Source organism: Aeromonas sp. ZOR0002 (assembly GCF_963866995.1).
Taxonomy (GTDB): domain Bacteria; phylum Pseudomonadota; class Gammaproteobacteria; order Enterobacterales; family Aeromonadaceae; genus Aeromonas; species Aeromonas caviae.
In genome coordinates this window covers 18075-30146 of the sequence record NZ_CAWMFQ010000188.1, presented here as the reverse complement: position 1 = coordinate 30146, position 12072 = coordinate 18075, and the positions used below count along the sequence as shown (strand labels likewise).

Genomic DNA, 12072 nt, shown 5'->3' with positions numbered 1-12072 from the left:
CACAGTTGTCATGAGCACCATGACGGATCCGGCACAGTGCGCTCTTTTCACTCCATCAGCATTGGGAACGCGGTCATGACAGATACCACCTATTGCGGCTTTGTCGCCATCGTGGGCCGCCCCAACGTGGGCAAGTCCACCCTGCTCAACAAGTTGCTCGGCCAGAAGGTCAGCATCACCTCGAAGAAGCCCCAGACTACCCGTCACCGGATCCTGGGGATCGACACCGAGGAGAACCATCAGACCATCTATGTGGATACCCCGGGTCTGCACATCGAGGAGAAGCGGGCCATCAACCGCCTGATGAACCGCGCCGCCACCAGTTCCCTGGGGGACGTGGCCATGGTGGTGTTCGTGGTGGACGGCACCCACTGGACCAAGGATGACGAGATGGTGCTGGGCAAGCTGCGCCACCTCAAGTGCCCCGTGGTGCTGGCGGTCAACAAGATCGACAACGTCAAGGAGAAAGAGGATCTGCTGCCGCACCTCGAGTGGCTGGGTCAGCAGATGAACTTTGCCCACATCCTGCCCATCAGCGCCGAGAAGGGCACCAACGTGGAGAAGATCCGCGAGTGGGCCAAGGATCTGCTGCCGGAGAACGTCCACTTCTTCCCGGAAGATTACGTGACCGACCGCTCTTCCCGCTTCATGGCCTCCGAGATCATCCGCGAGAAGCTGATGCGCTTCACCGGCGAGGAGCTGCCCTATTCGGTGACGGTGGAGATCGAGCGCTTCAAGGTCGAGGAAAACGGTCTCTACCACATCCACGGGCTCATCCTGGTGGAGCGCGAAGGCCAGAAAAAGATGGTCATCGGCAACAAGGGCGAGAAGATCAAGACCATCGGCACAGAGGCGCGCATCGACATGGAACGGCTGTTCCAGAACAAGGTGCATCTCGAGCTGTGGGTCAAGGTCAAGTCCGGCTGGGCCGACGACGAGCGGGCCCTGCGCAGCCTCGGGTATGGCGACGACTGATTGCTGACCCCGGCTTTCGTCATCCACAGTCGGCCCTATCGGGAGACCAGCCAGCTGGTCGAGGTCTTCACCCAGGATAGCGGTCGATTCACCCTGGTGGCTCGCGGTTCCCGCGGGCCACGCTCCTCTCTGAAGGGGCTGCTGCAGCCCTTCACCCTGCTCACCATTGCCTGGCGCGGCAAGGGGGATCTCAAGAACCTCACCCAGGTGGAGTGCCCGGATCACTCGTTGCGCCTCGGCGGGGATCGTCTCTTCTACGGCCTCTATCTCAACGAGCTGGTCTACTACCTGCTGGAAGCGCACACCCCCTTCCCCGAGGTGTTCGACGCCTATGCCCGTGCCATCATGGCCCTGGCGGACGGCGAGACCCCGGAGCTGCCCCTGCGCCGCTTCGAGTTCCTGCTGCTGCAGGCCCTGGGCTACGCGGTGGACTTCGAATATGCCGCGGACGACGACTCCCCCATCGACCCCACCCTGCTTTACGGCTTCGAGCGGGAGCTCGGCTTTGTCGCTTGCGAGCGGGCGCCGGATCCCCGTACCCTGTTCCTCGGTGCCCACCTGCTGGCCTTCGCCGAAGGGCGTTTCGACACGCCTCCCTTGCTGCAGGCGGCCAAGCGTTTCAGCCGGTTGGCGCTGCAGCCCTATCTCGGCAAGCGTCAACTGAAGAGCAGGGAGCTCTTTTTGAAGCGAAAAGGCAGTGTTTCAAGCTGATTTTTATTATCTGGTGATGTTTTGTGTTTATGACATCGCCTTTCATGAACAATAATGCTGTCGCCGTGGCCAGAACCGGGCTGCGGCGGCACATGGACAGAGGAGCGGGCACCACCCGCTCCGGCATTCACAGATGACCTGTATCAAGGAGTAAGCAATGAGCGAGATCTACCTGGGTGTGAACATCGACCATATCGCCACCCTGCGCAACGCCCGCGGCACCCAGTATCCGGATCCGGTACAGGCCGCCTTCGTGGCCGAGCAGGCCGGTGCCGATGGCATCACCGTCCACCTGCGGGAAGATCGCCGCCACATCACCGACCGGGACGTGGAGATCCTGCGCCAGACCATCCAGACCAGGATGAACCTGGAGATGGCGGTGACCGAGGAGATGATCGGCATCGCCTGCCGCATCAAGCCCCACTTCGTCTGCCTGGTGCCGGAGAAGCGCACCGAGGTGACCACCGAGGGTGGCCTGGACGTGGCGGGCCAGCTGGACAAGGTGACCGATGCGGTGACCCGTCTTGCGGCCGTCGGTGCTCAGGTATCCCTCTTCATCGATGCGGATCCGTTGCAAATCGATGCGGCCGCCGCGAGCGGTGCTCCCTTCATCGAGATCCACACCGGCCGCTACGCCGATGCCACCACGGATGCCGAGCGCAACGCCGAGTTCAAGCGCATCGCCGCCGGTGCTTCCTACGCCGCTGGCAAGGGCTTGAAGGTCAATGCGGGCCACGGCCTGCACTACCACAACGTCAAGGCCATCGCCGCCATCCCCGAGCTCTATGAGCTCAACATCGGTCACGCCATCATCGGCCGCGCCGCCTTCGACGGTCTGGCCAAGGCGGTCAGCGACATGCGTGCGCTGATGCAGGAAGCCCGTCAGGGGATCTGATGCCGCTTCGCTGGTATGAAAACCACAAGGGACGCTTCGGCGTCCCTTGTGGTTTTCAGGAGTGGAAGGAGGGATGAACCCCGTGCTCATCTGGCATGGGGCCGGGCATCCGTGTGCAGAGGGCGAAAGGGAAGGGGCGCCTCAGCCTGGTTCCGGGAAGTAGCGCTCCAGCAGGGCGGTGAGGATGGCCTGGCACTCGGCATCCGGCTCGCCGGTGACCAGGGCGGGGCGAAAGTGAAGCTGGAAGGCGCGCAGGGCGGCGCGGCTCTGCTCATCCCAGGCGCCGTGCTGGGGGAGGCCGTAGCCGTAACGGGCAAGCTGCTGCTGCCATTGCAGCGCATCCCAGGGGATGAGCTGCGTCTGGCGCAGCTCGGCCACCCGGGCCTCGTCGGGCCAGGCGCCGACACCGTAGCGCAGGGCGAGCTCGCGCCAGGGGAACCGGGGGCCGGGATCCTGCTTGCGCTCGGGGGCGACGTCGCTGTGGGCCAGCACCTGGGTGGGGGGGATCTGGTAGCGTTCGACCAGATCCCGGGCGAGGGCGCCGAGGGCGGCGATCTGAGCAGGGGGATAGGGTTGCCAGTGTCTCAGATGGGCGGGCAGGGCCGCGTCTTTCTCGTCATACCCGAGATTGACTATCTCGATGCCGAGCGAACTGGCGTTGAGCCCGGCGTAGTGATGCCAGCGACTGCGTCCGGCGTGCCAGGCCCGCTGGCTGTCGGGCACCAGCTGGTAGACCGGGAACGGTTGTTCGTCGGTGTCGCGGGGGATCAGGTAGTGGGCGCTCACCTTGTGCTCCGGCTCGGTCAGCAGGCGCAGGGAGCGGGCATCCTCTTCATCCGTGTAGTGCAGGATGAGAAAGGCGATGCGCTCGTTCTGGCTGGCGCTCTGATGCTCCTGATTGAGACGATAGGGCGCAGGCTGGCAGGCGCCGAGCAGCAGGATGAGGGGCAGTGACCAGAACCAGCGCGCCGCGAACCGACACGCACCGCCGCTCGCCGACGGGCGTGGAGCCAGCAGGCGGCGCCAGCCCATGGTCTAGCCTCGCACCTGGCCGGAGGCGGTCATCAGGGCCCGGGCCTGTATTTGGCGGTGAGGCCAATCAGGAAGTTGCGCAGGATCTGATCCCCGCAATCCTGATAGTGCTTGTGATCCCTGGCGCGGAACAGGGCGCTCAGCTCGGACTTGGAGAGGTTGAAGTTCGCGAGCTTGAGGGTGCCCAGCATCTCCTCTTCCTTGTAGTTGAGGCCGATGCGCAGCTTGCGCAGGATCAGGTTGTTGTTGATCCGGTTCGGGATCACCTGGGGCGGGGCATCTTCCCGCACACCGCGGCGCAGGGCGATGAAGCCGTCGAGGAACTGGCTCAGTGCCGAGTCCGGGCAGGCGGCGAAGCCCGCTTCCTGTGCCTCGCCCTCTTCGGCCTCTTTCATCAGCCAGCCGTGCAACTGGGCATGGGTGATGGCCAGATTGCCCTTGGCAAAGATCTCGACCATCTGGTCGTTGCTGATGCTGAGGGCATAGCGCAGGCGGCGCAGAATATCGTTGTTGGTCATGTTGACTCCTGTGGAAACGGCGCAGATGTTACCACCTGCCGCCTGTCCAGTCAGAAAAAGCGCCTCAGTCGGTCAGGGCCAGGTAGCGGGGGGCCTCTTGCCTCACCTGCTCCAGGGCATCCTGCAGCTCCAGCAATTCGGGTTCCAGATCGCTCACGGCGACCCCGTCGCGCAGCTGCTGCTCGAGCTGGGAGAGCAGGCGTTGCAGACCCGGCACCCCGGAGTAGGCGCAGCCACCGTTGAGGCGGTGGAGCTGGGCCAGCACGTCTGCATCCTCGGCACTCCCTTCCAGCGCCGCCGCCAGGATGGGCTCCACCTCGTCGAAGCTGGCCAGCAGCATGGTCAGCATCTCCCGGGCGAGGGCTGGCTTGCCGGCGGCCTGACGCACGGCGAGGGGCCAGTCTATCTGCTGATCCCCGTGATTCTGGTGCCGCCGGTGGGCGAAGTCGGTGATGAGCTGCGCCAGCATCCCCTCGTCGATGGGTTTGGCCAGGTAGTCGTCCATGCCCTGGCGAATGAGGCGCTCCCGCTCACCGGGAATGGCATGGGCGGTGACCGCGACGATGGGGGTCTCGGTGTTGAGGGAGTGGTGGCGGATCGCCTGGGTGGCGCTGATGCCGTCCATGACGGGCATCTGGATATCCATGAAGATGATGTCGAACGGCTGGCTCTGGGCCAGGTTGACCGCCTCCTTGCCGTTCTTGCACACCACCACCTCGGTCACCATCTCCTTGAGCATGGCGGCGATGAGCTTGAGGTTGGCGGCGTTGTCATCCACCGCCAGCACCTTGACCGCCTGCACGCTGCGCGGCGTCGGCGCGGGCAGGGGGGCACGGCGTACCGCCTCGGGGGAGAGCAGAGCGTGCAGCAACTTGCGATGGTTGATGGGCTTGGAGAGGCAGTGGACGGCGCCGTGGGCCAGCATGGCGTCGTAGAGGGCCGGCTCGTGGCTGCTGAGCAGCACTATGGTGTTCTGCTGGCCGTCCAGTCCGTCGAGACGGGCAATCACCTGCTGCGGGCTGTGCAGGGTGCTGCTGCCGATGAGCACCATGTCCTGGCTGCTCATCGGGGGCCACTCCTCGTCCACCGTCAGGGAGTGCACATCCAGGTGCCACTCTCCCAGCAGGGCGAGCAGGGAGGCGTGAGTGAAGGGATCCGGCTCCAGCAGCCAGACCCGCTTGCCCTGGATGCGATCCAGCGGAAGCCGCTCGCTCTGGGGCAGGGGCGAGACATCCAGATCCAGGTGGAACGAGAAGACCGACCCCTTGCCGAGTTCGGATTCGAAGCGGATCTGGCCCCCCATCTGCTGCACCAGCTTCTGGGTGATGACGAGCCCGAGCCCGGTGCCCCCATAGCGGCGGGAGATGGAGGAGTCTGCCTGGTTGAAGGCCTGGAACAACTGGCGCTGCTGCTCTTCCGAGATGCCGATGCCGGTATCGCGAATCAGCACCCGCAGGCGCACCTTGTTGCCGCTGGATTCCCCGGTCTGCTCGACACGCACGTCCACGTTGCCTCGCTCGGTGAACTTGATGGCGTTGCCGGTGAGGTTGGTGAGCACCTGCTGCAGGCGCATGGGGTCGCCGGTGAGGTAGTCCGGCACGGCGGCATCCACCTGGAGGGAGAGTTCGAGCTGCTTGTCGTGGGCGCTCGGCCCCAGCAGGTGCATGGTCTCGTTGAGGGTGTCCCGCAGGCTGAAGGGGATGTGCTCGAGCTGCAGCTTGCCCGCCTCCAGCTTGGAGAAGTCGAGGATGTCGTTGATGATCCCAAGGAGGTTGCGCGCCGACTTCTCGATGGTCTGCATGTAGTCGGTCTGGCTCGGGGTCAGGCTGGTCTTGAGCAGTTGGCGGGTGAAGCCGATGACCCCGTTGAGAGGGGTGCGCAGCTCGTGGGACATGTTGGCGAGGAACTCGGACTTGACCCTGGCCGCCTCCTGGGCGCGCTTCTTCGCCATGTCGAGCTCGACGTTCTGGATCTCGATCTGCTCGAGGGTCTCCCGCAGATCCGACGTCGCCTGATCGATGTTCTGCTGCATCTCCTCGTGATATTCGGAGAGCGCCTTGGCCATGGCGTTGATGCCGTTCTTGAGCATGTCGAGCTCGCCGGTGAGCTGGCCGCTGACCCGGGTATCGAGTCGCCCCTCCCTGATCCGGTGCACCGCCTGCACCATGTCGGTGATGGGCTGGGTCACGCTCTTGACCAGACGGAAGCCGAACAGGGCGCTTATGGCCAGCCCGATGAGCACGATGATGACCGCGAAGAAGGCGTCGCGGTACTGCAGGACGATGGCCCTGTCCGTGGCGAGCTGCATGGAAATGTAGCCGATGACCGGCGGCTCTAGGTCGCTTGGCAGCGGGAAGCCGTCCAGGCTGGTCTCTGCCTGGATGGGGGTGCGCAGTATGATGTCATCGCCGTTGACGGAGACGCTGGTCAGGGCCGGGATGACGCTGCCGTCCGGCAGACGAAGCTGGCTGAAGTCCCTGTGGTAGTTGGACGTCACGAACAGCTGGTTCTCCTGGGTGAAGACGGCGATGGACTTGATGAAGGGCGAGTTCTTGCGATGGGTGAGCCCGATCAGCCGCTTGAGGGATTCGCGGCTGTGCTGTGTCATGCCGTATTCGCTGGCGATGGCCAGGGGCTCGATGATGTTGATGCCCTGATCGATGAGGTTGTTTTCCAGCTGCTGATAGCGGTGGAAGGTGAAATAGCCTGCGATGAGGCCGCCGATGATGAGGGTCGGCAAGATGGTGAAGGCCAGCACCCGGGCCCTGAGACCGTACTTGGTCATGCCGCCGACCCGCCTTTCGCAAGAGAAGCCATGACCCGGGGCGCATGCAGGCACCGGGGTCGGGCAGGCAATACAGTCATTGTCGCTGTACGGGGTCTCAGGCCGTATCCGGTCATATCAATGGGCCACTTTTGGTCAGAATGGACGATGGGGCGGATGCCGCGGCTGGGGCCCTCAGGCCGTATTTGGTCATACGATTATTCTTGTGGGACAATGGTCTGCCGCAGATTCCACAATCATGACATAGCCACCTATAGGCACCAAGTTTTATGGCCCAGTTTTTCAAGCCCCAAAAGAAATCCACCCAGCCCCAACGTATTGAATTTACGGTAGACAGTCTGGATCACCACTGTGTCGGCGTCGGCCGTCATCAGGGCAAGGCCATCTTCGTCGAAGGGGCGCTGCCCGGCGAGGCCATCAAGGCCCGTATCATCGACGACAAGAAGCACTATGCCCACGCCGCCCTGCAACAGGTGGTGACCCCGGCGGCCAACCGGGTCGCCCCCTTCTGCGACCACTATCGCGAGTGTGGCGGTTGCAGTGCCCAGCACCTGGGAGAGGGAGATCAGCTGGCGGCCAAGGAGGCGGGACTGGTCAGCCTGTTCGAGCGCCTTGGCAACATCCAGGCGCCAGCGTTGGCACCTGCGCTGACGGGGGAGTCCCGCGCCTACCGCCGGGTCTGCCGTCTGGCCATCAAGTTTGACAAGAACGGTCGCTGCACCCGGGTGGGCTTTCGTCGTCGCCAGTCGAACGATCTGGTAGAGATTGCCGGCTGTCCTGTGCTGGCCGAGCCCCTCTCCGCCCTTATCGCCCCTCTGCGCGAATGCCTCAACCGGCTGAAGAGCCAGCGCGAACTGGGCCATGCGGAACTCATTCAGGGGGAGCAGGGCATTCTGATGCTGCTGCGCCACACCGGTCGCCCCACCGAGGCGGATCGGGCGCACTTGACCGAGTTTGCCACCGCCCAGGGGATAGACCTCTATCTGCAGGCGGCGGACGAGCAGATCGAACCTCTGCGTCAACAGTCTCAGCCAAGTTACACGCTGGATGGCCTGTCTCTTGCATTCGCTCCCGGCGACTTCATCCAGGTCAACGGGCCCGTCAACCAGCGCATGGTGGAGCAGGCATTGAGCTGGCTCGACGCAGGCAAGGATGACAAGGTGCTGGACCTCTTCTGCGGCATCGGCAACTTCACCCTGCCGCTGGCCCGTCAGGCCCGCGAAGTGGTGGGGGTGGAAGGGGAGCTCGCCATGGTGACGCGTGCACAGGAGAATGCCCGCCGCAACGGCATCGACAACGCCCGCTTTTACAAGGCGGACTTGAGCGGCGACATCGTGGGCATGTCCTGGGCCCGGGAAGGGTTCGATCTGGTGCTGCTGGATCCGGCCAGACCCGGGGCGCTGGAGGTGATGAGCCACGTGGTGGCACTTTCCCCCAAACGGGTGGTCTATGTTTCCTGTAACCCGGTCACCCTGGCCCGTGACAGTAAGGTGCTGGTGCAGGGGGGCTACAAGCTGACCCGTCTGGGGATGCTGGACATGTTCCCCCACACCGGTCATCTGGAGTCCATGGCGCTGTTCGAACGAGGCTGAGTCGAGACGACCGCATTATTCTGGATGAATCAAGATGCGGTCGTGATGATTTTTCGATGTGCATGATGCTGCCAGAGTGAGGTAAAACAGGTGTTTCTCGTTGCCTTCAACGGGCAGGGCAGCATGTGGTTATCTTGGTTTTCCAGCGGCGGCAGCGCTGTTTGAGCGGGAGTGATTAGGGTAATCTAGGTCGTCGATAGTGGATCGGATGCGGGGAAGAGCCCTGTCACCTTGCGCGGTGACATGCCTTGAAAACTCTTTCATGCATCCCCATTTGAGGCAGTCATCAGTTGATGAGGGGATGAGGAGAGCATCGGCTTTCGACCCCACACTTTTAAGGATTGATACCATGGTTGCGGTGCGCGATATTCATTTGAAAGACAATTTCACTCTGGATGAGTGGGTCAGTTCCCTTACCCTGAGTGAAAGTGACAAGAATCAGTTGCGAACCGTCTACCAGTATTGCCTGACCCTGGGTGACGAAGCGCTCACCAACCGCCTGCTGGTACGCGGGGTCGAGATGGTGGGCATCCTGCTGATGCTCAGCATGGATCTCGCCACCCTCAAGGCCGCCATTCTCTATCCCTTCGTCGAAGCCGGTCTCATCAGCCAGGAAAAGGTGAACGAGGACTTCGGCCCCAAGATCGCCAAGCTGGTGGAAGGGGTGCTGGAGATGGAGGCCATCCGCTCCCTGCAAACCCTTCACCGCAGCGAAACCTCGCCAGAGCAGGTGGACAACGTGCGCCGCATGCTGCTCGCCATGGTCGAGGACGTGCGCGCCGTGGTCATCAAGCTGGCGGAGCGCATCGCCTGCCTGCGTGAGGCGAAGAAGGCGGATGAGGAGACCCGGGTGCTGATGGCCCAGGAGATCACCAACATCTATGCCCCCCTTGCGAACCGCCTCGGTATCGGTCAGCTCAAGTGGGAGCTCGAGGATCTCGCCTTCCGCTACCTGCACCCGGACACCTACAAGCAGATCGCCAAACAGCTGGATGAGAAACGGCTCGACCGCGAGCGCTACATCCGCGAATTCGTGCAGTCCCTGCGCGATGCCCTGGCCGAGGCCGGCGTCGAGGCCGAGGTCTATGGCCGACCGAAACACATCTACAGCATCTGGCGCAAGATGCAGAAGAAGCACCTCGAATTCAACGAGCTGTTCGATGTGCGCGCGGTGCGGGTGATCACCAAGCGGCTGCAGGATTGCTACGCGGCGCTCGGTATCGTTCACACCCATTTCCACCATATTCCCCGCGAATTTGACGACTATGTCGCCAACCCCAAGCCCAATGGCTACCAGTCCATCCACACCGTGGTGGTGGGGGAGGAGGGCAAGACGGTGGAGATCCAGATCCGTACCGAGCAGATGCATCAGGATGCGGAGCTCGGTGTGGCCGCGCACTGGCGCTACAAGGAAGGGGCCCAGGCCGCTGCCAAGACCAGCACCTTCGAAGACAAGATCGAATGGCTGCGCAAACTCCTCGCCTGGCAGGAGGATCTCTCGGAGAGCGGCTCCTTGCTGGACGATCTGCGCAGTCAGGTGTTCGAGGACAGGGTTTATGTCTTCACTCCCAAGGGCGATGTCATCGACCTGCCAGCAGGGGCGACGCCGCTCGACTTCGCCTATCACGTGCACAGCATGATCGGTCACCGCTGCATCGGCACCAAGATCGACGGTCGCATCGTGCCCTTCACCTATACGCTGCAAACCGGTGATCAGGTGGAGGTGATCACCCAGAAGGAGCCGAACCCGAGCCGCGACTGGATGAACCCGAACGCTGGCTTCCTGCGCTCCAGCCGGGCGCGGGCCAAGGTGGCCACCTGGTTCAGAAAGCTGGACCGGGACAAGAACATTGCCGCCGGCAAGGAGCTGCTGGAGAAAGAGCTGGACAGACACAACCTCACCCTCTCCAAGGTGGACAAGGTGGTGCTGGAGCGCTTCCATGCGGAGGAGCTGGAAGATTTGCTGGCCGGTATCGGCAGCGGCGACATCCGCATCAACCAGCTGCTCAACTACCTCGACACCCGCTACAACAAGCCGACGGCGGAAGAAGAAGATCGCCGTCTGCTGGAGAAGCTGGAGCAGAAGGCCAATGTGCCCTTCCGCCCCAAACCCAAGGATCACATCGTGGTGGAAGGGGTGGGCAACCTGATGACTCACATCGCCCGCTGCTGCCAGCCCATCCCGGGGGACGCCATCCAGGGCTTCATCACCATGGGACGGGGGGTTTCCATCCACCGGGAGGATTGCGAGCAGCTCAAGGAGCTGTCGCGTCGCAACCCGGAGCGCCTGATCGATGCGGTCTGGGGGGAGAACTACTCCGGCGGTTACGGTCTCACCATCCGTATTCTCTCCAACGACAGATCCGGCCTGCTGCGCGACATCACCACCGTGCTCGCCAACGAGAAGATCAACGTGATGGGAGTGCGTTCGCGCTCCAACGTGCGCGAGCAGACCGCAGAAATAGACATGGAGCTGGAGATTTACAACATCAACGCCTTCAACCGGGCGTTGGCCAAGCTCAGTCAGCTCAACGACGTGATCAGCGCCAAGCGGCTGTAATGCTCAACCGACCGGCCCCAGTGGCCGGTCTGCATTTTCTCCCTCCTTGCAGAGCATTGAAGACGGATATCACGCGCCCCATCTCCGGCCGCCATGGCTCCACATCATGTGGAGCAGTGGCGTGAGCGGATATTCATGAACCCATTTACCGAATCGAAAGTGAGTTGCCCATGTCCCAACGCTACGACCTTCCCCAACTGCTCGACATCATGGCCAGATTGCGTGACCCGAACGGGGGCTGTCCCTGGGATCTCAAGCAGAGCTTCCAGACCATAGTGCCGCACACCCTGGAGGAGGCCTACGAGGTGGCGGATGCCATTGAGAGCGAAGATTGGCAAGGGCTGAAGGGGGAGCTCGGTGATCTGCTGTTCCAGGTCGTGTTCTATGCCCAGCTCGGCAAGGAGCAGGGATTGTTCGACTTTGCCGACATCGTCGATACCGTGAGCGAGAAGCTCATTCGCCGCCACCCCCATGTCTTCTCCGATGCCGACCTGGGTGACGAGCAGGCGGTCAAAGCGAACTGGGAGGCGGAAAAGGCCAAAGAGCGGGCCGCGCTCGACAAGGAGAGCGTGCTGGACGATATCCCCCTCTCCCTGCCTGCCCTGACCCGAGCAGCCAAGATCCAGAAGCGCTGCGCCACCGTCGGTTTCGACTGGAAGACCCTGGGGCCCGTGGTGGACAAGATCCACGAGGAGATCGAGGAGGTGATGGAAGAGGCGCTGATGGTCGACGTGGACGAGGAGCGGGTGAGCGACGAGCTCGGCGATCTCTTGTTTGCCACCGTCAACCTGGTGCGCCATCTGGGCAAGGATCCCGAGCAGGTGCTGCGGGCTGCCAACACCAAGTTTGAGCGTCGTTTTCGTCAAGTTGAACACTTTATTGCCGCAGAAGGTCTGAAAATGACGGATTGCTCCCTGGAGAAGCTGGACGAGGCCTGGATCAGGGCCAAGGAAACCGAGCAAAGTTGATTTGGCGCAAGACGGGGCGGCGAGGAGCCTGATAGA

The 12072-nt window shown here is 62.8% G+C and carries 9 protein-coding genes; 6 read left to right on the top strand and 3 right to left on the bottom strand.

Translation table 11 applies throughout. From position 1 onward, the window contains the following. Positions 1–75 precede the first annotated feature (75 nt). The 3 genes from era to pdxJ all read left to right on the top strand — a co-directional run bounded on the left by era (position 76) and on the right by pdxJ (position 2581). Positions 76–975: a GTPase Era gene (gene era, locus AACR77_RS11520; protein WP_010675638.1), complete on the top strand. Its 900-nt coding sequence runs from the start codon at positions 76–78 to the stop codon at positions 973–975. Next, complete coding sequence (recO, locus tag AACR77_RS11515; protein WP_039040537.1) at positions 976–1686, top strand: DNA repair protein RecO; 711 nt, start codon at positions 976–978, stop codon at positions 1684–1686. It begins immediately after the preceding gene. 157 nt (positions 1687–1843) lie between these two features. Continuing rightward, positions 1844–2581: a pyridoxine 5'-phosphate synthase gene (gene pdxJ / locus AACR77_RS11510; protein WP_010675636.1), complete on the top strand. Its 738-nt coding sequence runs from the start codon at positions 1844–1846 to the stop codon at positions 2579–2581. 141 nt (positions 2582–2722) lie between these two features. Here the strand turns inward: pdxJ and AACR77_RS11505 are convergent, their stop codons facing one another. The 3 genes from AACR77_RS11505 to barA form a co-directional block, all read right to left on the bottom strand. Further along, complete coding sequence (locus tag AACR77_RS11505) at positions 2723–3613, bottom strand: N-acetylmuramoyl-L-alanine amidase (protein ID WP_010675635.1); 891 nt, start codon at positions 3611–3613, stop codon at positions 2723–2725. Between the two features lie 32 nt (positions 3614–3645). Continuing rightward, positions 3646–4131 (bottom strand): YehS family protein, encoded by a 486-nt coding sequence (locus tag AACR77_RS11500; RefSeq protein WP_010675634.1) that lies wholly within the window; start codon positions 4129–4131, stop codon positions 3646–3648. A gap of 64 nt (positions 4132–4195) precedes the next feature. Continuing rightward, entirely contained in the window at positions 4196–6916 is a 2721-nt protein-coding gene (gene barA / locus AACR77_RS11495) for a two-component sensor histidine kinase BarA (protein ID WP_041211665.1), read from the bottom strand. 269 nt (positions 6917–7185) lie between these two features. On the opposite strand from barA, the gene rlmD reads away from it, so the two are divergent. From rlmD to mazG, 3 genes are all read left to right on the top strand, one after another. Further along, positions 7186–8508 (top strand): 23S rRNA (uracil(1939)-C(5))-methyltransferase RlmD, encoded by a 1323-nt coding sequence (rlmD, locus tag AACR77_RS11490; RefSeq protein WP_042881530.1) that lies wholly within the window; start codon positions 7186–7188, stop codon positions 8506–8508. Between the two features lie 349 nt (positions 8509–8857). Then, positions 8858–11068, top strand: coding sequence for a GTP diphosphokinase (gene relA, locus AACR77_RS11485; protein ID WP_010675631.1), 2211 nt, complete (start codon positions 8858–8860; stop codon positions 11066–11068). Positions 11069–11238: 170 nt separating this feature from the next. Next, positions 11239–12036, top strand: coding sequence for a nucleoside triphosphate pyrophosphohydrolase (gene mazG / locus AACR77_RS11480; RefSeq protein ID WP_042881529.1), 798 nt, complete (start codon positions 11239–11241; stop codon positions 12034–12036). Positions 12037–12072 lie beyond the last annotated feature (36 nt).

Coding starts and splice junctions, on each gene's coding strand:
- era (WP_010675638.1), top strand. CDS start 76: ATGACAGATACCACCTATTGCGGCTTTGTCGCCATCGTGGGCCGCCCC.
- pdxJ (WP_010675636.1), top strand. CDS start 1,844: ATGAGCGAGATCTACCTGGGTGTGAACATCGACCATATCGCCACCCTG.
- AACR77_RS11505 (WP_010675635.1), bottom strand. CDS start 3,613: ATGGGCTGGCGCCGCCTGCTGGCTCCACGCCCGTCGGCGAGCGGCGGT.
- AACR77_RS11500 (WP_010675634.1), bottom strand. CDS start 4,131: ATGACCAACAACGATATTCTGCGCCGCCTGCGCTATGCCCTCAGCATC.
- barA (WP_041211665.1), bottom strand. CDS start 6,916: ATGACCAAGTACGGTCTCAGGGCCCGGGTGCTGGCCTTCACCATCTTG.
- rlmD (WP_042881530.1), top strand. CDS start 7,186: ATGGCCCAGTTTTTCAAGCCCCAAAAGAAATCCACCCAGCCCCAACGT.
- relA (WP_010675631.1), top strand. CDS start 8,858: ATGGTTGCGGTGCGCGATATTCATTTGAAAGACAATTTCACTCTGGAT.
- mazG (WP_042881529.1), top strand. CDS start 11,239: ATGTCCCAACGCTACGACCTTCCCCAACTGCTCGACATCATGGCCAGA.